Source organism: Aliiroseovarius subalbicans (assembly GCF_022678625.1).
Classification (GTDB): domain Bacteria; phylum Pseudomonadota; class Alphaproteobacteria; order Rhodobacterales; family Rhodobacteraceae; genus Aliiroseovarius_A; species Aliiroseovarius_A subalbicans.
In genome coordinates this window covers 386,668-412,984 of sequence record NZ_JALBYQ010000003.1, presented here as the reverse complement: position 1 = coordinate 412,984, position 26,317 = coordinate 386,668, and the positions used below count along the sequence as shown (strand labels likewise).

At 61.9% G+C, this 26,317-nt stretch carries 27 protein-coding genes; 13 read left to right on the top strand and 14 right to left on the bottom strand.

Features of this window, described 5'->3' with window-relative positions:
* Window positions 1–6 precede the first annotated feature (6 nt).
* The 3 genes from MN188_RS12445 to MN188_RS12435 all read left to right on the top strand — a co-directional run bounded on the left by MN188_RS12445 (window position 7) and on the right by MN188_RS12435 (window position 2,713).
* Window positions 7–351 (top strand): STAS domain-containing protein, encoded by a 345-nt coding sequence (locus MN188_RS12445; RefSeq protein ID WP_242109428.1) that lies wholly within the window; start codon window positions 7–9, stop codon window positions 349–351.
* A gap of 13 nt (window positions 352–364) precedes the next feature.
* Window positions 365–853, top strand: a complete 489-nt coding sequence (locus tag MN188_RS12440; protein ID WP_242109426.1) for an ATP-binding protein — start codon at window positions 365–367, stop codon at window positions 851–853.
* Between the two features lie 276 nt (window positions 854–1,129).
* A complete protein-coding gene (locus MN188_RS12435; protein WP_242109424.1) occupies window positions 1,130–2,713 on the top strand; it encodes a gamma-glutamyltransferase family protein in 1,584 nt (527 codons plus the stop codon).
* A gap of 22 nt (window positions 2,714–2,735) precedes the next feature.
* On the opposite strand, the gene hspQ is transcribed toward MN188_RS12435, so the two are convergent.
* Window positions 2,736–3,062, bottom strand: coding sequence for a heat shock protein HspQ (gene hspQ, locus MN188_RS12430; protein ID WP_242109422.1), 327 nt, complete (start codon window positions 3,060–3,062; stop codon window positions 2,736–2,738).
* An 84-nt stretch (window positions 3,063–3,146) separates the two neighbouring features.
* On the opposite strand from hspQ, the gene MN188_RS12425 reads away from it, so the two are divergent.
* A complete protein-coding gene (locus tag MN188_RS12425; RefSeq protein WP_242109420.1) occupies window positions 3,147–4,028 on the top strand; it encodes an AEC family transporter in 882 nt (293 codons plus the stop codon).
* A gap of 63 nt (window positions 4,029–4,091) precedes the next feature.
* Window positions 4,092–4,676 carry a transglycosylase SLT domain-containing protein gene (locus MN188_RS12420; protein ID WP_242109418.1) on the top strand — a complete coding sequence of 195 codons (585 nt, stop codon included), beginning with the start codon at window positions 4,092–4,094 and terminating at the stop codon, window positions 4,674–4,676.
* 3 nt (window positions 4,677–4,679) lie between these two features.
* On the opposite strand, the gene MN188_RS12415 is transcribed toward MN188_RS12420, so the two are convergent.
* The 4 genes from MN188_RS12415 to MN188_RS12400 form a co-directional block, all read right to left on the bottom strand.
* Window positions 4,680–5,282 carry a LolA family protein gene (locus tag MN188_RS12415; RefSeq protein WP_420838981.1) on the bottom strand — a complete coding sequence of 201 codons (603 nt, stop codon included), beginning with the start codon at window positions 5,280–5,282 and terminating at the stop codon, window positions 4,680–4,682.
* Between the two features lie 65 nt (window positions 5,283–5,347).
* Window positions 5,348–8,257, bottom strand: coding sequence for a DNA translocase FtsK (locus MN188_RS12410; RefSeq protein ID WP_242109416.1), 2,910 nt, complete (start codon window positions 8,255–8,257; stop codon window positions 5,348–5,350).
* Between the two features lie 14 nt (window positions 8,258–8,271).
* Window positions 8,272–9,456 (bottom strand): aminotransferase class I/II-fold pyridoxal phosphate-dependent enzyme, encoded by a 1,185-nt coding sequence (locus MN188_RS12405; RefSeq protein ID WP_242109497.1) that lies wholly within the window; start codon window positions 9,454–9,456, stop codon window positions 8,272–8,274.
* A 129-nt stretch (window positions 9,457–9,585) separates the two neighbouring features.
* Window positions 9,586–10,914 (bottom strand): amidase, encoded by a 1,329-nt coding sequence (locus MN188_RS12400; RefSeq protein ID WP_242109415.1) that lies wholly within the window; start codon window positions 10,912–10,914, stop codon window positions 9,586–9,588.
* 81 nt (window positions 10,915–10,995) lie between these two features.
* Here MN188_RS12400 and MN188_RS12395 point away from each other — a divergent pair, with 81 nt between their 5' ends.
* Window positions 10,996–12,222 (top strand): FAD-dependent monooxygenase, encoded by a 1,227-nt coding sequence (locus MN188_RS12395; protein ID WP_242109414.1) that lies wholly within the window; start codon window positions 10,996–10,998, stop codon window positions 12,220–12,222.
* Between the two features lie 122 nt (window positions 12,223–12,344).
* On the opposite strand, the gene MN188_RS12390 is transcribed toward MN188_RS12395, so the two are convergent.
* The 6 genes from MN188_RS12390 to MN188_RS12365 form a co-directional block, all read right to left on the bottom strand.
* Window positions 12,345–12,533, bottom strand: a complete 189-nt coding sequence (locus MN188_RS12390; RefSeq protein ID WP_242109413.1) for a Trm112 family protein — start codon at window positions 12,531–12,533, stop codon at window positions 12,345–12,347.
* Entirely contained in the window at window positions 12,530–13,168 is a 639-nt protein-coding gene (locus tag MN188_RS12385) for an LON peptidase substrate-binding domain-containing protein (protein ID WP_242109412.1), read from the bottom strand. The genes MN188_RS12390 and MN188_RS12385 overlap by 4 nt, the downstream gene beginning before the upstream one ends.
* Window positions 13,169–13,194: 26 nt before the next feature.
* Complete coding sequence (gene trxA, locus MN188_RS12380) at window positions 13,195–14,106, bottom strand: thioredoxin (protein ID WP_242109410.1); 912 nt, start codon at window positions 14,104–14,106, stop codon at window positions 13,195–13,197.
* Window positions 14,107–14,158: 52 nt separating this feature from the next.
* The gene (locus MN188_RS12375; RefSeq protein ID WP_242109409.1) at window positions 14,159–14,947 is read right to left on the bottom strand and encodes an exodeoxyribonuclease III; all 789 of its coding nucleotides are present in this window, start codon (window positions 14,945–14,947) and stop codon (window positions 14,159–14,161) included.
* Between the two features lie 30 nt (window positions 14,948–14,977).
* Window positions 14,978–15,964: a zinc-dependent alcohol dehydrogenase family protein gene (locus MN188_RS12370; protein ID WP_242109408.1), complete on the bottom strand. Its 987-nt coding sequence runs from the start codon at window positions 15,962–15,964 to the stop codon at window positions 14,978–14,980.
* A 235-nt stretch (window positions 15,965–16,199) separates the two neighbouring features.
* A complete protein-coding gene (locus tag MN188_RS12365) occupies window positions 16,200–16,886 on the bottom strand; it encodes a response regulator transcription factor (protein ID WP_242109407.1) in 687 nt (228 codons plus the stop codon).
* Window positions 16,887–17,026: 140 nt separating this feature from the next.
* Between MN188_RS12365 and ribA the strand changes: the two genes are divergently transcribed.
* Both ribA and MN188_RS12355 read left to right on the top strand, forming a co-directional pair.
* Window positions 17,027–18,115, top strand: coding sequence for a GTP cyclohydrolase II (gene ribA, locus MN188_RS12360; protein ID WP_242109406.1), 1,089 nt, complete (start codon window positions 17,027–17,029; stop codon window positions 18,113–18,115).
* 20 nt (window positions 18,116–18,135) lie between these two features.
* Window positions 18,136–18,633, top strand: a complete 498-nt coding sequence (locus MN188_RS12355) for a L,D-transpeptidase family protein (RefSeq protein WP_242109495.1) — start codon at window positions 18,136–18,138, stop codon at window positions 18,631–18,633.
* On the opposite strand, the gene MN188_RS12350 is transcribed toward MN188_RS12355, so the two are convergent.
* From MN188_RS12350 to MN188_RS12340, 3 genes are all read right to left on the bottom strand, one after another.
* Window positions 18,621–19,010, bottom strand: coding sequence for a YbhB/YbcL family Raf kinase inhibitor-like protein (locus MN188_RS12350; RefSeq protein WP_242109405.1), 390 nt, complete (start codon window positions 19,008–19,010; stop codon window positions 18,621–18,623). The two genes, MN188_RS12355 and MN188_RS12350, sit on opposite strands and share 13 nt — an antisense overlap.
* A gap of 74 nt (window positions 19,011–19,084) precedes the next feature.
* The gene (locus MN188_RS12345) at window positions 19,085–19,738 is read right to left on the bottom strand and encodes a YggS family pyridoxal phosphate-dependent enzyme (protein WP_242109404.1); all 654 of its coding nucleotides are present in this window, start codon (window positions 19,736–19,738) and stop codon (window positions 19,085–19,087) included.
* Between the two features lie 105 nt (window positions 19,739–19,843).
* Window positions 19,844–20,695, bottom strand: coding sequence for a porin (locus MN188_RS12340; RefSeq protein WP_242109403.1), 852 nt, complete (start codon window positions 20,693–20,695; stop codon window positions 19,844–19,846).
* 280 nt (window positions 20,696–20,975) lie between these two features.
* Between MN188_RS12340 and MN188_RS12335 the strand changes: the two genes are divergently transcribed.
* The 5 genes from MN188_RS12335 (at window position 20,976) to MN188_RS12315 (ending at window position 26,296) form a co-directional block, all read left to right on the top strand.
* Window positions 20,976–21,509 carry a DUF3576 domain-containing protein gene (locus MN188_RS12335; protein WP_242109402.1) on the top strand — a complete coding sequence of 178 codons (534 nt, stop codon included), beginning with the start codon at window positions 20,976–20,978 and terminating at the stop codon, window positions 21,507–21,509.
* Window positions 21,510–21,668: 159 nt separating this feature from the next.
* Entirely contained in the window at window positions 21,669–24,215 is a 2,547-nt protein-coding gene (leuS, locus tag MN188_RS12330; protein ID WP_242109401.1) for a leucine--tRNA ligase, read from the top strand.
* Window positions 24,202–24,687 carry an LPS assembly lipoprotein LptE gene (gene lptE, locus MN188_RS12325; RefSeq protein ID WP_242109400.1) on the top strand — a complete coding sequence of 162 codons (486 nt, stop codon included), beginning with the start codon at window positions 24,202–24,204 and terminating at the stop codon, window positions 24,685–24,687. Before leuS ends, lptE begins: the two co-directional genes overlap by 14 nt.
* The gene (gene holA / locus MN188_RS12320; protein ID WP_242109399.1) at window positions 24,684–25,709 is read left to right on the top strand and encodes a DNA polymerase III subunit delta; all 1,026 of its coding nucleotides are present in this window, start codon (window positions 24,684–24,686) and stop codon (window positions 25,707–25,709) included. Before lptE ends, holA begins: the two co-directional genes overlap by 4 nt.
* A complete protein-coding gene (locus MN188_RS12315; RefSeq protein WP_242109398.1) occupies window positions 25,706–26,296 on the top strand; it encodes a glutathione S-transferase family protein in 591 nt (196 codons plus the stop codon). Before holA ends, MN188_RS12315 begins: the two co-directional genes overlap by 4 nt.
* The last annotated feature ends 21 nt before the right edge of the window (window positions 26,297–26,317 follow it).

Genomic DNA, 26,317 nt, shown 5'->3' with positions numbered 1-26,317 from the left:
AGACCTTTGCAGCTCGACTATCACGACACCGCCAACGTGCGGACCATCACGGTGCACGAGGACCGCGTCGACGCGGCGGTCGCAATCACCTTCAAGGACAAAATGCGCGACCTTTGTGAGGATGGACCAGATCGCGTAATCCTGGACCTGTCACAGGTCATGTTCATCGATTCCTCCGGCCTGGGTGCGGTTGTCGCCTCGATGAAACAGGCGAGTGGCAAAGCACTGGAACTGGCCGGGCTCAGCCCCACGGTCCTGAAAGTGTTCCGGCTGACCCGCATGGATTCCGTCTTTGTCATCCATGAAAGCGCGGCCGCTGCCTTGGGTGGCGGGCTGGCAAATGCGTCCTGAACGGCTCTCCTTCATGGGTCACGCGCGCGATCTTCACAAGGGCAGTATCCTGCCCACTTGCCCTCGGCTTCACCTGGTGTTTCCCAGTGATGAACTGGCGGTGCGCAAGGCGTTGAAAAGCTCGATGGCCGGGCTGGCGCATATGGATATGTCGGCGGATGAAAAGGGCACGGTGGAGCTGGTTCTTGCCGAAGTTCTGAACAACGTGGTCGAACACGCCTATGGCGGGGCCGGTCAGGGCGTGATCGAACTGGACGTGTCGCGTGACGACGACATTTTGGTGTTTGACGTGCTGGATGACGGCCTGCCCATGCCAGATGGTGAAACACCGGCAGGCAGGCCGCTTGATCTTGACACATGCGCTGAACAGGATCTGCCCGAAGGCGGGTTTGGCTGGTTCTTAATCCGGGAACTGACCCAAGACCTGACCTACCGGCGCGATGGCAACCGGAATCACCTGAGTTTCAAGATGCGACTCGGGGACAAATACCGGCCGAATTGACCGGCCGCCAAAAGACTGGCGAAGCGTGGCAGGAACGTCCTGACGCGCTTTTTTTCTTTCGCGAAAGACCGCAACAATTGCCGCGAAAATGCCCCATTGCCTCCACAGGCCGGCCTGAATGCACCTCGATACAGGCTGGGTAGCTGCATAGGCTTCCCTCGGCGTCGCGTTTTACAGCCCCCACCCAGTGCGCGGCGTCGAGGTTTTTCCCCCACATGGTTGCATCCTTGCGCAAGTCACCTAGGCTGAGCGTCAGATCACTTTCGGGGGCATTTCATGCGCGATTTTCATTCTCCGGGCCGGTCACCGGTTTTGGCCACGAACGGCATGTGCGCCACGTCGCACCCGATAGCGGCGCGCACCGCAATTCGCGTATTGGAAGACGGCGGAAACGCGGTTGATGCGGCCATTGCTGCCGCTGCCGTTCTGGGAATCGCCGAACCTCATATGACCGGTTTGGGCGGCGATTGTTTCGTGCTTCTGAAACCGGCAGGCGAGGATCGGGTGGTCGCGCTGAACGGATCAGGGCGGGCGCCTGCCGCGCTCAACGCCGACGCTTTGCGGGGCGACGGGCTGACCACAATGCCGATTCGCGACATCCGGTCCGTCACCGTACCAGGCGCAGTCGATGCTTTCTGCCGCCTCCACGCGGACTGGGGTCACCTTGACCTTGCCGAAGTCCTGTCGCCCGCGATCCGATACGCTAAGGACGGTATTCCCGTGGCCCCCCGGGTGGCGTTCGACTGGAAGATCTCGGAGCGCGAGGGGCATCTGAGCGGACGCGCCAAGCAATTTTACATGTGTCACGGCGATCATGCCTTTCGCGCCGGTCAGATCTTTGCGGCGCCGGGCCAAGCCGATGTTCTGAAACGCATCGCGCGTGAGGGGCGGGCCGGGTTCTATGACGGCCCGGTGGCCGAAGATATGGTGGCCAGCCTGCGTGCGATGGGCGGTGCCCACACGTTGGAGGATTTCGCGTCCACGGCGTGCAATTATACCCTGCCGCTGGCGGGCAACTACAAGGGCACAGACCTGGTCGAGCATCCGCCAAACGGCCAGGGGGCCACGGCGATCCTTATGAACAACATCATCGCACAGTTTGACGTGGCGCCGCCCTGGTCCGCCCAGCGTGCGCATATCGAGGCCGAGGCAGCCAAGCTGGCCTATGACGCGCGCAACCGGTTCATTGCCGACACCGATCATGCAACCCGGACCGACCATATGCTTGCGCCAGAAACCGCCACCCAGCTTGCTGCGCTGATCGATCCGAAACGGGCGATGGCCGCTGCCGCGCCGCTGACGGAAAGCGTGCACAAGGACACGGTTCTTTTGACCGTGGTCGACCGCGACCAGATGGCGGTCAGCCTGATCTATTCGATCTATCACGCCTTCGGCTCGGGCCTGGCATCGGACCGGTTCGGCCTGCTGTTCCAGAACCGTGGCGCAGGATTCACGTTGGAGCCGGGCCACCCGAACGAAGCGGGCGGCGGCAAACGGCCGATGCACACGATCATTCCCGGCATGTTGATGCAGGGCGGCAAGGTCACGATGCCGTTCGGCGTGATGGGCGGGGCGTTTCAGCCCAGCGGGCATTCACGTTTTGTCACCAATATGGTCGATCACGGGTTGGACGCGCAGGCCGCGTTGGACGCACCACGTTGCTTCAGCGATGCGGGGGAGTTGAAGGTTGAACGTGGCTATTCCGAAGCCGTGCGCGCCGAGCTGGCCGAGATGGGTCACACGGTCGTGGTGCCCGAAACTCCGCTGGGTGGTGGTCAGGCCATCCGGATCGACTGGGATGACGGTGTGCTGATTGGTGCTTCGGACCCGCGTAAGGATGGCTGTGCGATCGGGTACTGAGGGTGAAAACCGTCGCAGCGGCTTAGTTTAGCTGGAAATGCAGCGGGTAATGCCCGTCTTCGAAGTCACCGAAGAGATCCGGCAGATCCGGGTGGCTGACCGGTTCGCCGGAATAATCCGCGACCAGGTTCTGCTCGGACACATAGGCGACATAGTAGCTTTGGTCGTTCTCGGCGAGCAGGTGATAGAACGGCTGATCCTTTTTCGGACGGCTGTCCTCGGGGATCGCATCATACCATTCGTCGGTGTTTGAAAACATCGCATCCACGTCAAAAACCACCCCGCGGAAGGGGTGTTTACGATGGCGGACAACTTGGCCCAAATGGTACTTGGCACGTGTTCTAAGCATGGTCTTTCAGCCCCCGGCCTTGTTAATACTGCGTTCAACAAGCGCTTGTCCATGTGGGCAGGCCCACTTTCTGGGAAACAAACTGTGCAACTAGTTCTAACAGTGCTGGAGATCGTGGCGCCGGTTTTCCTGTTGGCCGCGATCGGCTTCTCATGGGTGAAGCTTGGGTATGAATACCGGATCCAGTTCATCACCCGGCTGGCAATGACGCTATCGGTGCCTGCGCTGATCTTCACCGCACTGATGAAAACGAACATTGAGCCGGCGGCGTTGACCACAATGACGCTGGCGTCGCTGTGCGCCTATGCGGTGGTGACAATTCTGTCGTTTTTGCTGGTGCGCATCACCCGTTTGCATGCCGGCACCTATCTGGCGCCGATCATCTTCGGCAACACCGGGAACCTGGGCCTGCCCCTTGCCCTGTTCGCTTTTGGGGAAGAGGGGCTTGGCTATGCCGTCGTAGTTTTCGCGGTGATGGGCATCCTGTCGTTTACCTTCGGCGTTTGGCTTGTCTCGGGCGGCGGATCGATTCTGAAAGTGCTGAAAGAACCCTTGGTTGGCGCGACCCTTCTGGGCGCGCTGTTTCTGTGGCAAGGGTGGCAGACCCCCCGGTTTCTGACCAACACGCTGGACCTTGTCGCACAATTGGCGATTCCGATGATGCTGTTGACGCTTGGCGTCGCGATGGCGCGGCTGCATCCGGCGCGGTTGGGTCGGGCGGTATGGCTGAGCCTGGCGAAGGCCGCGATCTGCGTTGCGGGGGCGTGGGGCGTCGGCATCTATTTTGCCCTACCGCCGATCCCATTTGCCGTTCTGGTTGTTCAGATCGCCACTCCGGTCGCTGTCACGTCCTATCTTCTGGCCGAAAAATACGGTGCCGATTCGGATGCGGTGGCCGGCCTGGTTGTGGTCTCGACGTTGCTGTCTGTTGGCACTTTACCACTCACCCTGGCCTTTGTGATCTGAGGGGCATTTCCACCGGGCTGCAGCTGGGTTAGACTGCCGCAAAACAAACATAGCGAGGGGCAAATGGGCAGACTTCTTCGCACGAGCATTCTGTTGTTACTGGTTGCCGCCTGCGGCAGCGGAAATTATTCCGCGCCACGCAATCTGGACAACGCGTGCAGCATCGTGAAACAGCGACCCGCCTACCTGAAGGCGATGAAGCGCGCCGAACGTAAATGGGGCGTTCCGGTGCCGGTTCAGATGGCGATCATCTATCAGGAATCAAAGTTTATCGGAAACAACCGAACGCCGATCCAGTATGTGCTAGGCGTGTTGCCGATGGGGCGGCAAAGCTCGGCCTACGGCTATTCGCAAGCTCTGGACGCGACCTGGCGTGAATACCAGCGCGCCGAAGGTGGACGGGGCGCCAAGCGCGACGACATCAAGGACGCGACCGATTTCATGGGCTGGTACATGACACAGACGCGCGAGGTCACGGGCGTTTCCCTGTCCGACGCACGCAATCAATACCTAGCCTATCACGACGGTCGAAACGGCTTTTTGCGCGGGACATACAAAAGTAAAAGCTGGCTGGTGCGTATTGCGGACGAAGTTGCGGTGCGCGCTGTCACCTATGACGCCCAGCTGAAAAGCTGTCGGCGCCGTTAAGCGTCAGTTGTTGCGGCGGTTCTTTTCGCCGGTGATGGAGAACAGCGAATTGGCCAGAGATGCGCCCTTGGACATTTCCCCAAGGATCACCGTGGTCTGTTCCCCAGCGTTGTCGGTGATGATCCACTGACGCAGCTCAACCGGTGCGGCCGAGAACATTAACTTGATCGTACCGTACTCTGGGTGTTCTGGATCCTGCGCGATCACGCTGGTCGCGGTGCCGTCATATTCGTGCCCAACCACCATGCGTGCCGTGTTCAGGTCGATGTTGCGGGCCAGAATCAGGTTCAGCGGCGTGCGCTTCAACGGGTATTGCGTGGGGCCGGTGTTCGATTTTCCGTCGAAGATCGCCACCTGCTGCGAACCCGCAATCACCAGAGCCTCGACCGGTGGGTTATATTCGAACCGCGCTTTGCCGGGACGCTTGATCAGGATGCGGCCGGTCGAAATCGTGCCATCATTGTTGATCTGGGTGAATTCAGCCTCGGCCGTTTTCAGCCCGTTCAGATAGTTGGAAATCTGACCCAAAGTCAGCTTGTCTGCCGCCGCAGGCCAAGCCGTCAGCGCCAAAGCGGCGGCGGCCATGGTTACTCGAAACATTTTCATATCCCATATCTAGGCACTCCAACGCGTCAGCGCACCCCCAACGTGTTCACAAGGCAGAGACCCGCTTATTGCTGTTCCGGAACCAGAATGTCGCGTTTGCCGACATGGTTCGACGCGGATACCAAACCTTGGTCCTCCATCTGCTCGACCAGCCGCGCGGCTTTGTTGTAGCCGATGGCCAGCTTGCGCTGAATGTAAGAGGTGGAGCACTTGCGGTCCTTGATGACGATCGCGACGGCCTGATCATACAGCGCGTCTTCGCCATCGGTGTTGCCACCCAGGCCCAGCACCGCGTCGATATCCGAGGATTTGTCGTCGTCCACGCCGTCGACCACACCACCGACATACTCGGGCGGGCCATAGGATTTCAGATAGGTGACGATCTCCTCGACCTCTTCGTCCGAAACGAACGGCCCGTGCACACGGGTGATGCGCGCGCCACCAGCCATGTAAAGCATGTCGCCCATGCCCAAAAGCTGCTCGGCCCCCTGTTCGCCCAGGATGGTGCGGCTGTCGATCTTCGAGGTGACCTGGAACGAAATCCGGGTCGGGAAGTTCGCCTTGATCGTGCCGGTGATAACATCCACCGACGGACGCTGGGTGGCCATGATCAGGTGAATGCCAGAGGCACGCGCCATCTGCGCCAGGCGCTGGATGCAGGCCTCGATCTCTTTGCCCGCAACCATCATGAGGTCGGCCATTTCGTCTACGACAACGACGATATAGGGCAGTTTGACGGGCTGTGATTCCTCGGTTTCAAAAATCGGCTCGCCAGTATCTTCGTCAAATCCGGTCTGCACGGTACGCGAGAACATTTCGTCCTTGGCCAGCGCATCGGCCACGCGGCTGTTATAGCCGTCGATGTTGCGCACGCCCATTTTGGACATCTTGCGATAGCGTTCTTCCATCTCGCCCACGACCCATTTCAAGGCCACGACTGCCTTTTTCGGGTCGGTGACAACCGGGCTCAGAAGGTGCGGGATGCCGTCATAAACAGACAGCTCCAGCATCTTGGGGTCGATCATGATCAACCGGCATTCCTCCGGCGTCAGCTTGTACAAGAGCGACAGGATCATCGTGTTGATCGCGACGGATTTACCGGAGCCGGTGGTTCCTGCGATCAGCAGGTGGGGCATCTTGGACAGGTTTGCCACGATGGGATCACCACCGATGTCCTTGCCCAGCGCCAGCGGCAGTTTCATGTTACCGTCACCGAAATCACGGGCCGAGAGGATCTCTCGCAGAACCACCTTCTCACGGTTTACATTCGGCAATTCGATACCAATCACGCTGCGCCCCGGAACGGTCGAAACGCGGGCAGACAAGGCCGACATCGAACGCGCGATATCGTCGGCCAAGCCGATTACGCGGCTGGCCTTGAGGCCCGGAGCCGGTTCCAGTTCGTACATGGTGACAACAGGGCCGGGGCGGACGCTGACGATCTCGCCCTTCACACCGTAGTCATCCAGCACGACCTCCAACATACGCGCGTTTTCTTCCAGCGCGTCGTCGGACAGATGGTGGCGCTCGATGGCGACCGGGTTGGTCAGCAGGTTCAGCGGCGGCAATTCATACTCCGCGCGGTTGTCGTCAAATTTCAGGCTCGGCTGCGCCTCGGCCTTGGCCTTGGTGGACTGAGCCACCGCCTTCCTAGGCGCGTGCTGCACGACGCGCTTGCTTTCGGGAACAGCAGGTTTCGGGCTCGGCGTGAACACCTGTGCCGCGGGCGCTGCATATTCCACCGGTTCAATGACCAACTCGTCTTCGACCGGATCCTCGGCAAAGATGTTGGGTTCCTCAAGCACAGGCTGCGGCGGGATGGCGGTGTTCAAAATCATCGGATCGGGGCCGCGACGACGGGTCATGGCGGGCTCTGCACGGCTGGCGGTCATGGTCGGAACAGCGCGGGCGCGATGCTTAAGCGCTTGCGCGATCTTGGCCTTGATACGGTCTTCTTCACCCGCACCTTCCGGAAGTTCCCCTGAAAAAACAGGCTGTTCAACCAATTCGGGTTCAGGGTCCGGTTGCCGTTTCATCAGCGCGATACGCGACAAAAGGCTCGGCTTCGGGTCTTCAACAACCGGCGTGAGCGGGGCCATTGGCAGGCCTACCGCCGCATTATGATCAGGGGCTTCCATCGGCGGCTCGGCACGTAAAACACGGTTGGCGGCCAGCGGCGGCGGAGCCGAGAACGTATCATCGTCCTCTACCAGCGGATGGGCCGCTTCGGCGCGGGAGGCCCGGCGTTCGGCGGCACGGGCACGCATACCTTGCGCACCCCTGGCGGCACCGGCCACTCCGGCGACACCTGCCAACGCCGCGCCCCGGGCGCTTTTGCCCAGAAGCCGCAGGGTGAAATCATAAGCCAGCACCACGCCGCCCATCAGGAAACGGGACACCCGGTTCAGCTCGGCCCAAGTAAAGCCAAGCACATAGGTCAACATTGCCAGAGCGGCGAAACCCACCAGAACAGACAAGACCTTCAGTCCGAAGGACGGGTCAACAGGAAGCACACCAAGGACGGCGCCCAGAACGGTGTCTCCGAACAACCCGCCAAGGCCAAAGGAATGGGTCCAGCCCGCACCCGGCACCATGGTCGAAGCATAGATCGACACCAGTGCAACGGCGACCGGGGCAAACACCAAGCGCTGCACCGCGCGCTCTTCGCCCGCGTGCAGGACGAAACGCACGCCCCAGGCGACCAGGGCTGCGGCCAGCGCCCATGCGCCAAAGCCCACGATGATCGCCAGTGGCGAGGCGATGACCGCCCCAAGGCGACCCAGCAGATTCTGCACCGGCGCTTCGGTTGCCGAGAACCAGCCGGGATCTTCGGGCGCATAGCTGCCCACGACCAACGCAACCAAAATGCCAAGGACAATCAGTCCAACGCCCAGCAATTCCTTGCTGCGTCGTTCGATCACCGCCTGTGTGGTTGCGTCGAAAATCGGGTCACGTTGCCGGGCCTGATACGCCATGTTTCACCTCGTCCTCACGTAAAGAGACAGTCGCGGAGTTGGATCAGCCCGCGCTGCATTTCTTGTTTTTCGGCCACCATCGCGACCCTGATATATCCTTTGCCGGGGTTTACCCCGGCCACGTCCCGCGACAGATACGCACCGGGCAAAACCCGCACGCCAGTCTCGGTCCACAATTTCAATGCAGCCTGTTCGCCGTCCTCGACCGGAAGCCACAGGAAGAACCCGGCCTCGGGGCCTTGATAGCCTTCGATGCCCGCAAATACCTGATCGGCGATCACGTATTTTTCTTGATACAGCGCGCGGTTTTCGACCACGTGGGCTTCGTCCGCCCAGACGCGGGCGGCGGCCATCTGCAACGGCAGCGGCAGCGGCGCACCGGCATAGGCGCGCAGTTGTTTGATGTGGCGGATCGTCTCCGGCCCGCCAGCAGCAAAACCCGAGCGCAAGCCGGGCAGGTTTGAGCGTTTCGACAGCGAGTGAAAGATCACCACGCGTTCGGGGTCGGCGCCGCCTTCGGTCGCGACCTCAAGCGCGCCGGGGGGCGGCGCATCGCGGTAAATTTCCGAGTAGCATTCATCGGCTAAGATGCGGAAATCGTACTTTTCTGCCAGCGCGATCAGATTTGCCCAATAATCACGATCGGCCACCGCGCCCTGAGGGTTGGCGGGGCTACAGACATAGGCGATTTCGGTGCGGTTCAGCACATCAGCCGGCAGCGACGCGTAGTCCGGCAAGAACCCGGTGTTCGACGTCGCCGGGACGAAAATCGCCTCAGCATTCACCGTTGCAGTTGCCACCGCATAAACCTGATAGAACGGGTTTGGGATCAGAATGGCAGGTGTTTCGCCCCGCGCGGTGCGTTCGGGACAGAGCGCGATGGCCGCGTTGAACAATCCTTCACGCGTCCCATTCAGGGCCATGACCTGCGTCGCCGGATCCACCGCCACCCCATAGCGGCGCGCGATCCAGTCGGCGATGGCACCCAAAAGCTCGGGCGCGCCGTCATTGGGCGGGTATTTTCCGAAGCCAGCGGCATTTTCTGCAATGATATCAGTAACCCAAGCCGGAAACGCGTGTTTCGGCTCTCCGATGGTCATATGCGTGACCTCACCGCCGGGCGCGTGGGCGTCCAACAGAGTCCGCAAGCGCGGAAATGCATATTCTGGTAGGGCGGCGAACCGCTCGGGATAGGTCATCGGACCGTCTGTTACTGCCTCAAGGTTCGAAGTCATGTCGCTTCGATTAAGGTCAGGATAGCGGCCATTCCCGGCGCGGTCCAGAAAAAGGCAACAAAAATCACCGCTTGCCGGTGCGATCTGTGGCTTTTACGCCAATGCGGCCTCGGCGGCGGCCCCAAGGCGAAGCAGGAATTCCTCACTGTTGGGCGGGGTCAGGAACATGATCGCGCAAGACGGAAGGCCGGTTGGCAGCGACAAGCCCGCACTGCCCATCAGGTTGCCCACCCGCGTATTGCGCAGCGCCAGCAGGTTTTCGGTGACGTAATAGTCATGGTCCGACCCGAGCCGCGCCATATTCGGCGGCAGGATCGGCGAGGTCGGCAAGATCACCGCGTCATAGCCTGCGGTCAGGTCATGGTATTCGGCGCGGATCTGCTCCAACCGCTGCCAGGCGGCGACAAAATCCGTGCCCGAGAATTGCCCACCTGCGCGGAAACGGTCGCGAATTTCCCCGAACATCAGATCCGGCTGCGCCTCGATCCGGTCGCGCCAGGTGGCATAAGCTTCGGTGGTGAACAGGATGGCGGACAAGGACAAGGCTTCGTCCACGATATCCAGCCGTGCGCTTTTCACCAGCGCACCGGCATTGCGCAGGCGTTCAACCGCACTGTCAAACCCCGCACGCGGTTGGTCGCGCGCCTCATCCAGCCCGTTTTCCAGAACCAGAAGACGACGTCCGGTCAGGGTCGCGCCGCGCAGATCGGGGGCCTTTTCCCCTTCTATCGCGGCCAGCATCAACGCTGCGTCCTCGACACTGCGACACAGTGGGCCGACCGTGTCGAAACTTGCGACAAGCGGCACGACGCCCTTCAGCGACACCCGGCCCGACGTGGTTTTCAGCCCGACAAGATCATTCCAGGCCGCAGGGATTCGCACCGATCCGCCGGTGTCTGACCCGATGCCGCATGAGGCAAGATTGAAGGCCACAGACGTGGCTGCCCCCGAGGATGACCCGCCGGACACTGCATCCAAATCGTTCACGCAGGGCGGGCTGGCGGTGACCGGGTTCAGGCCCAGGCCGGAAAAGGCCAGTTCGCTCATATGCGTCTTGCCCAGACACACCAGACCTTGCGCGGTGGCGGCCTTTAAAACCTCGGCATCCTCGGATGGCACGCGATCCTTCAACAAGGCGGACCCGGCTTCGGTCTCGATCCCTGCCGTATCGAACAGGTCTTTCCAGCTGATTGGCACGCCGTCCAGAAGGCCCAGACGCTGGCCCGCCTTGGCGCGCGCAGACGCAGCCCGCGCTTCGGACATCGCACGATCTTCGGTAACGCGCGCGTAGATACGGTCGCGCAGCGGATGCGCGGCGATGGCATCCAGATAGGTGCGGGTCAGGTCGACCGGGTCGATCTCGCCACGCGCAATGCCGCGGCCCAGATCCCCCATGCTCATCATCAGCCAGCTGTCGCTCATCACATCCTCCGATCACTTGAGATGACGGTAGCGGCAGGGCATCGCATGGACAATCCCGTTTCAGAAGTTCAGAACAGGCGCATGACACATGATGCGGATATCCTGATTGTTGGCGGCGGATTGAATGGCCCGGCGCTTGGGCTGGCCTTGGGTGACGCCGGCTTTACCGTGACCATCATCGACGCGCTGCCTGCGGGCGCCCGTGGAGAAGACGCCTTCGACGGGCGCGGCTATGCGCTCGCGCTTGCCTCACAGCGTCTGCTGAAAGCGATCGGGGTCTGGAGCGCGGTGGGCGACCATGCGCAGCCCTTGCTGGACATCCGCATTTCCGACGGGCGCGCGGGCGAAGGGCCCGGGCCCTTCGTGCTGGAATTCGACCACGCCGAGATCGACGAGGGCCCGATGGGCTTCATGGTCGAAGACCGCTTTCTGTCGCGCGCGCTTTTGGACAATGTGCGGGCGCACCCAAAGGTAACGCTTCTGGACGGTGAAACCGTCGTTGCACAAAAGGTCGGACCGGCCAGCGTGACGCTCACCCTCGGATCGGGGAAAACCCTGACCGGCAGCATGGTCGTGGGCTGTGACGGGCGACGTTCGGGCACCGCCGAGCGCGCTGCGATTGGGCGTTGGGGTCATGATTACGGCCAGACGTCTCTGGTCTGCGCCATTGATCACGCGCTTCCTCACAACGGCGTCGCGCACCAGTTCTTCATGCCGCCCGGCCCGCTGGCGATCTTGCCGCTTCCGGGCAACCAAAGCTCGATCGTCTGGACCGAAACCCACGAAGATGCCGCGCGGATACAGGCGCTGAGCGATGCAGAATACCTTGAGGTCCTGCGCCCCCGCTTTGGTGATTTCCTTGGCGAGATCTCTCTGGCCGGAAAACGCTTCACCTATCCGCTGAACCTGACCGTCGCGAACAGTTTCGTCGCTGATCGGCTGGCGCTGGTGGGGGACGCCGCGCACGGGATGCACCCGATTGCCGGGCAGGGCCTGAACGCGGGGCTGAAGGACGTCGGCGCTTTGGCCGAGGTTCTAACGCTGGCCAAACGGCGTGGCGAAGACTTCGGGCGGATCGACGTGCTGGAGCGGTATCAGGAATGGCGTCGCTTCGACGTCACCTCGATGGTGACCATGACAGAAGCCACCAACCGGCTGTTTTCCAACGACAACCCCATCCTGCGCGGGGTGCGTGAGATCGGGCTGGGCGTTGTGAACGCAATGCCGGGCCTACGCCGCGGCTTCATCCGCGAAGCTGCTGGGCTGACCGGTGACCTGCCGAAGCTTCTGCAAGGGCGCCAGATCTGAGCCTTTCATCTTTCCGGAAATAACCTGGGGGTTTGGGGGCAAAACCCCGGAATAGGTTTTTGTGCCTCCGTGGCCTGAACGGATACCAACCTGCGTGGCACCGCCGCACACTCAGAAACCGCCTAGCCGTCCAATTTCCGCGCTTCGTCGATCAGCATGACGGGAATGCCACCACGGATCGGGAAGGCCAGCTTGGCCGCCTTGGAAACCAACTCCTGTTTCTCGGCGTCATAGGTCAGCGGCCCCTGGCTCAGGGGGCAGACCAGCGCCTCGATCATATGGCGATCAAACGTCGGCTCATCATCACTCATTGCACCCGCTCCTCGCCCGTGCCGCCCCGCAGGGCAAATTCCATCAATGTCACCAGAGTTTCGCGCCGGACCTCCAGCGACGGGGCCTCAAGCAGCGCCTGTTTGTCTTCGGGATCGAACGGGCACATCATCGACAGGGAGTTGATCAGAAGCTCATCCTCGGCCTCTTTCAAACTGTCCCAGTCGGTTTGTAGCTCGGCCACGTCGAAATAGCGTGCAAGCAGCGCGAGAAAACTGTCGCGATTCAATGCTGGGTCGCGCTCGGCTTTTCCCAGATCACGTTCAAAACTGCTCCAGTCAACCTGGTGACGCAGATAGGGCGTAAAGCCCTCGACCTGTGCCCCGATGCGAAACCGGCTGACCCCGGACAGGGTCACCATGTAGCGATTGTCGTCAGTTTCGGTGAACGACGTGATCCGCCCTGCACAGCCAATCGCATGAAGCGTCGCGCCGTCCGGCCTCTCAAGGGGCTGCACCATACCGATCAGGCGCCCATTCGTCTTCAGCGCATCGTCGAACATCGCCAGGTACCGGGGTTCGAAAATGTGTAACGGCAAGCGGCCGCGCGGCAAAACCAGCGCGCCCGCTAGCGGGAAGATGGGAAGCGTATCAGGAAGGTCGGCAGCCGAGAACATATGGTCAGCCTACACCGTCAGCCCGATCAGACCAAGATCATCGAGCCAAGCTTGCGCCGGCCATTGAGAGCGATCGGATCCTGCGGCTGAAGCGCTTCAAAAATTGTCAGAAGCTGCGCCTTGGCGGCGCCTTCGTTCCAGTCGCGGTCGCGACGGAACAGCTCCAACAATTCATCGACCGCGTCCTGGGTGTCCCCGGCTGCGTTCAACGCCACGGCCAAGTCGAACCGAGCCTGATGGTCGTCGGCATTCGCCTCAACCGCCGCCTTTAGTTCACCGACCGGACCCGCATCCGCGGCCTGTTTGGCCAGTTCGATCTGCGCATGGACTGCCTCAAGTTCGGGGGCGTCGGAAACCTCAGCGGGGGCGCCGTTCAGCACTGCCTCGGCCTGCTCGACATCGCCCAGCGCGATCTGCGCGCGGGCCAGACCGGCATAGGCGGCAGCCATCGTCGGATCAGCCTCTAGGATCGCGGCAAAGGTTTGCGCGGCATCGGCGGCTTCGCCAGCCTCCAGCATTTCCTCGGCGGCGGCCACGGCTTCGTCCAGCCCGTCATCCCCGGCAAGGGCCACGACCTTTTCGACAAAGGTGTTGATCTCGGACGGTGGCAACGCGCCCTGGAACCCGTCGACCGGCTGACCATCCTTGAAGGCATAAACTGTCGGAATCGACTGCACCCGCAGCTGTGCTGCGACCTGCTGGTTTTCATCCACGTTGATCTTGATCATCCGGACCTTACCGCCAGCCGCCTGCACAGCCGCTTCCAGCGCCGGGCCCAGCGTCTTGCACGGGCCACACCAGGGCGCCCAGAAATCGACGATGATCGGCGTGTCTTTGGAGGCCTCGACAACGTCCTCCATGAACGTGGCTTCAGTGATGTCTTTGACCAGCGGTTGATCACCGCCAGCGCCGGCTTGTGCGTTCATCATTTCGAGCATGATCGGCTCCTTCATATGCGTTGCAGTCTATATGACGGCTGCGGCCCCGGTTTTAAAGGTCGAAGGTGGCAAAGACCGGCGCGTGGTCGCTGGGTTTCTCCCACCCACGCGCATCGCGCAACACGCGCGATCCGTGACCAGCGTTTGAAATGTCCGATGTGGCCCAGACGTGGTCCAGCCGCCGGCCCTTGTCGGCCTCGTCCCAGGCCGGGGATCGGTAGGACCACCAGGAATAGAGGTTGCCCTCGGGGATATCCTGGCGCGTGATATCGACCCAGCCCGCCGCGTCCTGCACCTGGGCCAGGTGCTCTACCTCAACCGGAGTGTGCGACACCACCTTGAGCAACTGCTTGTGGTTCCACACATCATCTTCGCGCGGGGCGATGTTCAGGTCGCCGACCAGGATCGATTTCTCGGGCTTCTCCGCATGGAAGTGGTCGCGCATCTGGGTGAGATAATCGAGCTTTTGCCCGAACTTCTCGTTCACCTCGCGGTTCGGTTTGTCACCGCCTGCGGGCACATAGAAATTGTGGATCGTGACGCCGTTTTCCAACTGCCCGGCAACATGGCGGGCGTGGTTCAGATCGGCGAAATCGTGGCTTGCCACCTCGCGGATCGGCAGGCGCGACAGGATCGCGACGCCGTTGTATCCCTTCTGCCCACGCGCCACCATGTGGGTATAGCCCAAAGCTGCAAAGCCTTCGGTCGGGATCAGGTCGACCGGGCTCTTGCATTCCTGCAAGCACAACACGTCGGGCGCCTCTTCTTCCAGCAATTTCAACACGATAGGTTCGCGCAAGCGGACCGAGTTGATGTTCCAAGTGGCAAGGGTGAAGGACATGGCGCGCTCCTGTTTTCGGGTCGCGCCACCCTAGCCTTTTGCGGCAGGCGCAAGCAACACCTTGCCCGTGCGTTCCCCCTGTGCCGCGTGGGTCAGGGCCTGCGTGATTTCCTCCAGCGGATAGACCGCTTCGACCTTGGTTGACAGCGCACCCTTGGCGATGCGCATGATCAGGTTGCCGAAAACCTCGGCCTTGCGGGCCTGATCCGCGCGCTCGAACCAGCGGGCCAGCCAGAAGCCTTTGACGGTCACGTCACGGAAAATCGTGGCCACAGCAGACAGCGTTGCAGGCTGACCGGACATCGACCCATAGCTGACCATCACACCGCCCGGCGACAACAGGTCCGCCATCACGCCGAACACCGGGCCGCCCACGGCGTCGAGACCAAGGCGCAATTTGCCGTCACCGATCGCGGCGCGCACCTGCGCGCCCAGGTCCGGGCCATCGACCAGAACCACATCGGCGCCCAGCGCCTTCAACGGTGCCACCGCGCCCTCGCGCCGCACGATGTTGATCGTTCTGACCCCCCGTTCGGCGGCCAGTTGCACGACATAACCCCCGACGGCAGAGTTGGCGGCGTTCTGAATCACCCAGTCCCCGGCCTGCAGATCAACAAAATCGTCCAGCAACAAAAAGGCGGTGGGCGGATTCACTGTGATCATGGCCAGTTGGTCCAGGTCCCCCTCGGGCAACGGCACCAGACCTGCGGCGTTTGCGATCACCTGTTCCTGCCAGGTGCCGCCACCAGCGGGTGCGATGACCAGTTGGCCCACAACCACGCCCGTCACCCCATCGCCCAGCGCCGTGACCCGGCCAATGCCTTCGTTGCCCGGCACCGCAGGCAGCGGCGGACGGATGCCGTAAAGTCCCTGCACCTGCAACAGGTCCGATGGGTTGATCGGTGCGCGTTCGATCGACAGGCGCACCTCGCCCGACCCCGGCTGCGGCAGGTCGACGGCTTCAAGGGTCACGACATTGGCAGGCGTGCCGTTCTGGGCATAGGTGGCGCGTTTCATGGGCTGTCCTTTTTGAGATCCCCCGACCCTGCCCGCCCGGTCCCTGGAAGGAAAGGGTTCCGTCACGACAAAAAAAAGACCCGGCAGGATGCCGGGCCAGTCCAACAGGGAGGATCCGTGTCATCACCCCGACACGGAGGGGAATTGTTCCCGGAGGGTAAACAATCTTTGGTTGCACCATAGATAGTTCACGATCTTGCCGAAATTATGGCAAACCTTACCTTTGGTCACTTTTTCACGCGACCAAGCGATACCCGCCAGATTCGGTGACCAAAAGACGGGCGTTTGAAGGATCGGGCTCGATCTTCTGACGCAAGCGATAGATGTGGGTCTCCAACGTGTGGGTGGTGACGCCGGCGTTATAGCCCCAGACCTCATGCAACAGCACATCGCGTGCCACGACGCCTTCGGTCGCGCGATACAGGAACTTGAGGATGTTGGTTTCCTTCTCGGTCAGGCGGATTTTGCGATCGTCTTCGGTGATCAGCATCTTCATCGCCGGTTTGAACGTGTACGGGCCAAGCTGAAACACCGCGTCTTCGCTTTGTTCGTGCTGGCGCAGTTGGGCGCGGATGCGAGCCAGAAGAACCGGGAACTTGAACGGTTTGGTCACATAGTCATTCGCGCCCGCGTCCAAACCCAGGATGGTGTCGGCGTCGCTGTCATGACCCGTGAGCATCAGAACCGGGCATTTCACCCCGGATTTACGCATCAGGCGGCATAGTTCGCGCCCATCCGTATCGGGCAGGCCCACGTCCAGGATGACAAGGTCGTAAAGCGCCTCTTTCGCCTTCACCATGGCATCGGCACCGGTCCCGGCCTCGAACACGTCGAAGTCTTCGGTCATCACCAATTGTTCGGCAAGTGCGTCGCGCAGGTCTTCGTCATCATCAACCAGCAGGATCTTTTTCACGTTCGTCATGGCGATTTCCTTCCTTGTGTTGGCATAGACATGCGGGCGCATCCCGGCGATGACAAGTTTTGCTGCACTGGCTCACGCCCTCGTGTCCGATCGCGTGGAAATGTTTCACTTCGTGTCACGAAGCGCCTAGAAAGGGCGCCATGACACTGACCCCGGATATTGTTGAACTTCAGGCCCGCGCGCAGGCCGACCTGCGCATGGGCGTGCCCGTCGTATTGGGCTTCGAAGGCAGCTGGTCGGTCGTGGCCGCCGCCGAGACGCTGACCGCAGCGCGGCTGGTGGACCTGCGCGAATTGGGGGATCTGGTTCTTGCCATCACCACGCGCCGGGCCGAAACGCTGAAGGCGCGGGCCTATTCTGACCATGTGGCGCGGGTGCGTATCCCGGCAGACGCGGGCCGTGACTGGGTGCGCAACATTGCCGATCCCGCGAATGACCTGGCGATGCCGATGAAAGGCCCGCTGGCCACTTTGCGCGACGGGGACGAACGCCTTTCCCGCGCCGCAGTTTCCTTTTGCAAGGCCGCGCGCCTGTTGCCGGCGGCGGTTGTCGTCGACATTCCCGACGGGCCAGGCTTTGCCGCCACGCATGGGCTGACTTGCCTGGACGCCGGCGCCGCGCAGGACGTTCTGCATGCGACAAGCCCTCTGTCCCCGGTCGTCGCCGCGCGCTTGCCGCTTGAGGTCCACGAGGCCGGGCGCCTGCATGTGTTCCGTCCAGAAGACGGGGGCGAAGAGCATTACGCAATCGAGATCGGACGCCCGGACCGCGACGCGCCGGTTCTGGCGCGGCTGCACTCGGCCTGTTTCACCGGCGACGTGTTGGGCAGCCTGAAATGCGATTGTGGGCCGCAGCTGCGCGCTGCAATGGCAGCGATGGGCGATGAGGGCGCGGGCGTTTTGCTGTACCTGAACCAGGAAGGGCGCGGCATTGGCCTGGCCAATAAGATGCGCGCCTATTCGCTGCAGGATCAGGGCTTTGACACGGTCGAGGCTAACCACCGCCTGGGCTTCGAGGATGACGAGCGGGATTTCCAGATCGGTGCGGACATTCTGAAACGCCTGGGCTTTGGTGCGGTGCGGCTTATGACGAACAACCCGCGCAAGGTCGCGATGATGGAGGCCACCGGCATTCAGGTCACCGAGCGTGTGCCGCTGAAAGTCGGCCACGGGGCGCACAATGCCGATTATCTGGCCACCAAGGCGGCGAAATCGGGGCATCTGCTGTGACCTTTCCGACCCGAGACGACATGATCGTGACCCGCTGGAGCGCGCGGTTTCGCGGGCGACGGTTTCCGTGTTCGATTGGCCGGGGCGGCATGACTTCGGACAAGACCGAGGGCGACTGGGCCACGCCGGTAGGCGTCTGGCGGATCGTTGATGCCCGTTACCGCGCGGACCGGATTGCAGAACCTGCCGGTGCTCTTCACTTCAAGACGATCGGCCCTCAGGACATCTGGTCAGACGACCCGGCAGATCCGGAGTATAACCACGGGCTTCGGGCGGCTGCGCACCCCTATGGGCACGAAAAGTTGCGTCGGAGCGCGCGCAATTATGACATCGTGCTGATGAGCGACTGGAACTGGCCGGATGCGGTGCCGGGCAAGGGGTCCGCCCTGTTCGTGCACCTGTGGCGACGGCCCCGGTATCCCACCGCGGGCTGCCTTGCCTTTTGTCGGGTTGATCTGGAATGGATCGCGGCGCGCTGGACGCCCAGGTCACGCATTTTCGTGCGTCATTCAGGATAAGGCCGGGTGGCCGTCGTGGTTGCCAACACCTTCGTCCCGTTTTGCGCCTTGGCGGTCCATTCATAGGTATGGGTGCCGTTCGGCGGACACGGGCTTTTATAGCGGAACGCGCCAGGCTCAATCGTTCCATCAGCGTCCATTGCCACCTTGCCGCCACCGTGGTTGTAGCCGGGCACATCCAGATCCTTCATTCGGAACACGATGCGTGTGGTGCCCTCGGGCAGGTCTTCGACCACGAAGCGCGGGTTGTTGACCTTGCCGGGGCGACCTGTGGTGCAACTGGGGATGTCGCCCCAGGTGAAACTGATGCTGAAATCCGCAAGCGCCGGGGCACTGGCGATCAGAAGGGCGGCGGTGGCAAGGGCTGGGATACGCATGGGAAGCTCCGATCAGGGCAGGACGAACACGTCCAAGCATAGCACGAATTATTGCCGGGCGCTTATCTGCCCGTTCAGTCGTAGGCGCGTTCGCCGAAGATGGCCGAACCGACGCGCACATGGGTTGCGCCCTGCGCGATGGCGCGCTCAAAATCGCTGCTCATCCCCATCGACAGGTTGTCGATCCCGTTGCGCTTGGCGATCTTTGCCAAAAGCGCGAAATGCAGGCTGGGTTCTTCGCCCGCAGGCGGGATGCACATCAGCCCTTCGATCTTGAGGCCCAGCGCGTGACATTCTGCAAGGAAATCGTCCGCCTCGGCCGGACTGACGCCCGCCTTCTGGTCTTCTTCGCCGGTGTTCACCTGCACGTAAAGGCGCGGGCAGTGCCCATCTTCGGTCGCGATGCGGGCGATAGTGCGGGCCAGTTTGGGGCGGTCAACGGTCTGGATCACGTCAAACAGCGCCATTGCCTGGCGGGTTTTGTTGGTTTGCAGCGGGCCGATCAGGTGGAGTTCAACACCCGGGAAGCTTTCGCGCAGGTCGGGCCATTTGCCGGCGGCTTCCTGCACCTTGTTTTCACCGAACACCCGGTGGCCTTGTTCCAGCACGTCCACCACGCGCTCAAGCGGCTGCACCTTGGACACGGCGATCAGCGTGGTCGCGCCGGGGATGCGGCCAACGCGGGCCTCTTCCTTGGCGATGCGGTCCTGGATGTCGGAAAGGGGCATATTGTGGCCTTCGAAATGCTGTTTCCCGCTTTAGGCCACAGCGGGGCACAAAAGAAAAGAGCGGGCACAAGGCCCGCTCTTCCCTATTCATCCAATCCGATAGGATTAGAAGGACATGGTCACGCCGAGGTCGGCAACCATGAAGCCGTTAACCTGACCGACCGCACCAGCGATCGCAGCGCCGCCACCCAGGTCATAGGAAGCACCCAGACCGTAGGATTCGTCACCGGTGTTGTTGTCCACGCCGTAGCCAGCCGAGATGGTCACTGCGCCCATGGTGTAGGCAGCGTTCAGACCGAAGGAGTCGGTGTTGGCGGTGTCGTTCGCAGCGTAACGTGCGTTCACAGCGATGTCGCCGAAGGTTGCGCCAACGCCAACTGCATAGAGCGTGTCGCCACCAGCTTCTTCAACGCCAGCCGAGATCGTGTAGTCGCCGAACGAGTAAGCAGCGGCGATCGCCCATTCGCTAAGCAGCGGGGTCGGGGTCATGTCCAGGTTGTGCGAAGCAGCAACGGTGAAATCACCGAAGGTGCCTTCGTACAGAGCAACAGCGCCCGAAGTACCGATGTGGGTTTCGGCCGGATCGTCGATGCCGATGCCGTCGAAGCCCAGGTCGGCCAGGCCACCAACAACGGCGTCGATTGCGTTGTCAACGTCGCCAACCGAAAGCGTGCCGAAGCCGCCCGAGATCCAGACGGTCTGAGCGCCAACAGTCGAAGCGCCAGCGGTGACGGTGAACGATGCACCGAAGGTCAGGCCGTTGTCGGTTTCACCGGACATAGCGATCGTCAGATCGGCTTCCGAGTGGGCCCACAGGTCACGGTCGCCCAGCGGCGAAGCAGTGATGTCTTCGTTGTACTTCAGACCAAAGTTGGCCGAACCGGACAGCGTGACTTCCGCGGCTGCGACGCCAGCGGTCATGACCAGAGCGGTCGATGCGAAGAGAATCTTTTTCATTTCGTTTTTCCCTCGAGTTTCAAAAGTGCACCTCAATTCAGGGAATCCGAATTGAGTATGCGTTTCTCTCACCCACCAGCCCTTTCAATGCAAGCTGTGCGCACCCGGCCTGGTTCATTGCCCGTCGCAATGGTGCAGCTTTGCCACAGTCCCACTGCGCGTCGGCCAAACACCGCCGAGATTCCTTATAGTGGACAAAACACCCAAGCTGGGGAAAACGCTTGCCCGCCCCTTGGGGCTTGGGTAGTTAAAAGGTGTTTTAGGAAAGCGGGGCCTGGTCATGGGCATGAAACGTTACATTGCATATGGCGTTCTGAGCGTCGGCCTCGTGGCCCTGTCCGCCTGTGGCGGCGGTCGTGGATCGGTCGGATCAATCGGATCGGGGAATATCTTCGGCGGCGGTGGCGCCAAACAAGAAACCACGGCCACTGGCGGCTTGCGCCATGAGCCCAAGGCGGAAGAAAAGCGCAGCACCATCTGGGACCTGTTCGAGAACGTGGACGACCCGAACACCACGGTCGAAGTGAACAAGTACATCTGGAACGCCGCGCTGGACATTCTAAACTTCATGCCGGTCGAAGCCGCCGACCCCTTCTCGGGCATCATCGTGTTTGGATATGGCACACCGCCGGGTGGCGGACGGGCCTATAAGGCGACCGTTTATGTGCGCGATCCCTCGCTGGACGCGCGGTCTTTGTCGGTTGCGTTGATCACACGCGGCGGCGGCCCTGCCAGCGCCGAGGCGACCCGCGCGATCGAGGATGCGATCCTGACCCGCGCACGGCAGTTGCGAATCGCAGACGGAAAACGCTGAGGCACCCATGCCCGGCACAAGGTTGAAAGGCGCGGAAATCCCGCGCCTTTTTGCGTTCCAGACTACGCCGCTCGCACCCCTTCCCTGTGGACCTGACCCCGAAACATGGGTAACACCGCAAAAACCCGCCTTGGGCACATTTTTTCAGGGACCGCGACCATGTCCAGATACGACGCAGCACAGATCGAACAGAAATGGCAGGAGGCCTGGGACAAGGCCGATGTCTTCAAGGCCACCCGCGAAGGCGGCAAGCCCAAGTATTACGTGCTTGAGATGTTCCCGTATCCCTCCGGCCGCATCCATATGGGCCACGTTCGCAACTATACGATGGGCGACGTGATCGCGCGTTACAAAATGTCCACCGGGCATAATGTGCTGCATCCGATGGGTTGGGATGCCTTCGGGATGCCAGCGGAAAACGCCGCAATGGCCATTGGCGGTCACCCCAAGGAATGGACCTATGGCAACATTGCCGACATGCGCGGGCAGATGAAGCCGCTGGGCCTGTCGATTGATTGGAGCCGCGAGTTTGCCACCTGTGACCCGGAGTATTACGGCCAACAGCAGGCGCTGTTTCTGGATATGCTGGATACCGGTCTGGTCTATCGCAAGAACGCGGTGGTGAACTGGGATCCGGTCGACATGACGGTGCTGGCCAACGAACAGGTCGAACAGGGCCGCGGCTGGCGGTCCGGCGCGTTGGTTGAACGGCGTGAGCTGACGCAGTGGTTCTTCAAGATCTCGGACATGGCGGGCGAATTGCTGGACGCGATCGACGGGCTGGACAACTGGCCGGCCAAGGTCAAGCTGATGCAGGCGAACTGGATCGGCAAATCGCGCGGGCTTCAATTTGCGTTCGACCGCGTGGATGGCGGTGAAGCGATCGAGGTCTACACCACCCGCCCCGACACGCTGAACGGCGCATCATTCGTGGGCATTTCGCCCGATCACCCGATTGCGAAAGCCTTGGAGGCCGAAAACGCCGACGTGGCCGCATTTGTCGCGGAGTGCCGCAAGGGTGGCACCACAGAAGAGGCGATCGAGACCGCCGAGAAGCTGGGCTTTGACACCGGTATCCGGGTGAAACACCCGCTGACCGGGGCCGAGCTGCCGGTCTGGATCGCGAATTTCATCCTGATGGATTACGGCACCGGCGCGATCTTCGCCTGCCCGGCGCACGATCAGCGCGACCTGGATTTCTGCCGCAAATACGACCTGCCGGTGATCGACACGTTCTTTGCGCTAGATGATAATTCGCCCGTTGGAACAGAGGCTTTCGTGCCCGCCAAGACCGACAAGGTCCGTTTCGTGGACCATTTCGCCGGGCTGGATATTGCCACGGGCGAGGACGCCATCGACGCAACCATCGACTTTGCCGAAAAGGGCGGGTGGGGCGAAGGCGTGACCAAGTTCCGCCTGCGCGACTGGGGGCTGAGCCGCCAGCGGTATTGGGGTTGTCCGATCCCGATCGTGCATTGCGATGCCTGTGGTGTGGTGCCGGAGAAGAAGGAAAACCTGCCGATCCGCCTGCCCGATGACGTGGAGCTCGACAAGCCCGGCAACCCGCTGGACCGTCACCCGACCTGGCGCGACTGTGCCTGCCCGTCCTGTGGCGCGGATGCGAAGCGTGAAACCGATACGATGGACACCTTCGTCGATTCGTCCTGGTATTACGCGCGCTTCACCGCGCCGCGCGCTGACACGCCCACGGATCTGGCCGATGCGGAATACTGGATGAACGTCGACCAGTATATCGGCGGCATCGAACACGCGATTCTGCACTTGCTGTATTCGCGGTTTTTCGCCCGCGCGATGAACATCACCGGTCACCTGCCCGATAGCGCCAAGGAACCGTTCGACGCGCTGTTCACGCAAGGCATGGTGACGCACGAAATCTATGTCACCCGCGATGAAAACGACCGCCCGGTCTATCACCTGCCCGAGGATATCGAGTGGACCGAGAACGGTGCGCGCCTGGGTGCCTGCGGCTCACCGGTTGAGGTGATTCCCTCGGCCAAGATGTCGAAATCGAAAAAGAACGTGGTGGACCCGGTCAACATCATCTCGGCCTATGGTGCGGACACGGCGCGCTGGTTCGTGCTGTCCGACAGCCCGCCGGAACGCGATGTGGAATGGACCGCCTCGGGCGCGGATGCGGCGTTCAAACACCTGAACCGCGTGCACCGCATCACCGCCGAGATCGCCGAAATGGGCGATGCCACGGGCCAGGGCGACGACGACCTGTTGCGCGAGATGCACAAGGCCATTCACGAAGTGACCGGCGGCGTCGAAAGCTTCGGCTTCAACGCGGCGATCGCGAAGCTTTATGCCTTCACCAACGCATTGCAGAAATCCAAGGCAGGCGCGGATGCCAAACGCACCGCCGCGCGGGTTCTGGCGCAGCTGATGGCGCCGATGACCCCGCACCTGTCCGAAGAGATTTGGCAGCTTTTGGGCGGCGAAGGTCTTGTGATCCACGCACCGTGGCCAATTGCCGACCCCGCGATGCTGGTCGAAGACACCGTGACCCTGCCGATCCAGGTCAACGGCAAGCGCCGCGCGGAAATCAGCGTGCCCAAGGACTTGGGCAAGGACGAGGTTGAAAAGCTGGCGATGGAGACCGATGCTGTGAAACGGGCGCTGGACGGCAAAGCACCCAAAAAAGTCATCGTTGTTCCGGGTCGCATCATCAATGTTGTTGTCTAAACGCTCCTTCCTTCTGTTCGCTTTGGCGCTGGGCGCGTGCGGTTTCACTCCGGTGTATGGCCCCGGCGGCGGGGCGCAGACCCTGCCTGGCGCCATCGCCATCACTGCACCGGACGATCGCGACAGCTATGAGCTGGTCAAGCGGTTGGAGGAGCGGCTGGGTCGTCAGGACGGTGCGCGCTACACACTCGATTACCAGATCACGACGCGCGAAGAAGGCGTGGGCGTAACACCGGATCAGGAAATCAAACGTGTCCAGGTGCGTGGTGCGGTGACCTACTCCGTGACCGAATTGGCAACTGGAAAGGTGGTCGACAAAGGCAGCGTCTCGACCTTTACCAGCTACTCGGCCGAAGGATCGACCGTGTCGACTTCCTCTACCGAGCGTGACGCACATCGCCGGTTGATGGTGGCGCTGGCCGACCTGATGTCGACCCGCCTGATCGCCACCGCGCCGGACTGGCTGGCATGAAGCTTTCGCCACGGGACGCGTCGCGGTACTTCGCCAAGCCCGAGGCGCATCGCACGGGCGTTCTGATCTTTGGCACCGATGCAATGCGCGTGGCGCTGAAGCGGCAAGAGCTGATCGCGAACCTGATCGGCCCGACTGGTGAGGAAGAAATGCGCCTGACCCGGATGCAGGCGGGCGAGCTGCGCAAAGATCCTGCGATGCTGACTGATGCGATCAAAGCGCAGGGGTTTTTTCCCGGCCCGCGCGTGGCCTTCATCGAAGACGCGACCGAGGTGATCGCCAAGATCGTGACAGCCGCACTTGAGGATTGGCAGGACGGCGATGCGCAGGTGGTGATCACCGGCGGCAACCTCAAGCCCACCGGCGGCTTGCGCAAACTGTTCGAAAAACACCCGAACGCCTATGCCGCAGGCATTTATGACGACCCGCCCTCGCGTGATGAAATCCAGGCTGACCTGCAAAAGGCAGGCCTGCGTGAGATCGAGCCGGAGGCGATGAACGATCTGACCGCGTTGTCGCGCAGCCTGGATCCGGGCGATTTCCGGCAGACATTGGAAAAGATCGCGCTCTACAAGCTGTCCGACCCGACGCCCCTGACACCGGCAGACGTGCTGGCGATGGCGCCCACCTCGACCGAGGCCGGGCTGGACGATATCCTGCATATCGTCGCCGAGGGGCGCTCGGGCGAAATCGGCCCGGTGCTGCGCAAGCTGCAGGCGCAGGGCGTCGCTCCTGTGGGCCTGTGCATCGGCGCCACCCGACATTTCCGCGCGCTGCACGCCGCCAGCGCCGATCCCTGCGGGCCGGCCCAGGGCATCAACCGCCTGCGCCCTCCGGTGCATTTCAAGAACCGCGACCGCATGGTGCGTCAGGCGCAGGGCTGGGGCATTCACAAGCTGGAACAGGCGCTTGAGGTGCTGATCGAAACCGATCTGGCCTTGCGTTCGTCCCAGCGTGCCCCTCAAATGGCGCTGATGGAGCGGACGCTGATCCGCTTGGCCATGTTGGGAGGAAGACGATGAGCTATACTGTGGTCGGCAAAGTGGCGTCGCGGGCGTTCCGGGTGCTCTGGGCGCTTGAGGAGTTGGGGTTGGACTATGTCCACCTGGACGAACCCCCGCAATCGGACGCGGTGCGCGCGCATAACCCGGCGGGCAAGGTGCCGGTTCTTCTGGTCGACGGCGTGGCCCTGACCGATTCGACCGCGATCATCCAGTTCCTGGCCGACAAGCACGGCGCGCTGACCTTTCCCGCCGGCACGATCGATCGCGCCCGGCAGGACGGGTTCACCCAGTTCGTTCTGGACGAGTTGGACGCGGTGTTGTGGACCGCCGCGCGCCACAGCTTTATCCTGCCCGAAGACAAACGCGTGCCCGAAGTGAAACCTTCGTTAAAATGGGAATTCAACCGCTCGGTCGCGGAACTGATGCGCCGCAAAGGCGAAGGTGAGTTTCTGATGGGCGACACGATGACCGTGGCCGACATCGTGGCGGTGCATTGCGGCAACTGGGCTGTCGGCGCGAAATTCCCGGTCGAAAATGACGAATTCGCCGCCTATTGCAGCAACATCCGCGCACGTGAGGCATTCAAACGGGCGCGGAAAGCCTGACCGCCGCGTCCGGGCGCCAAA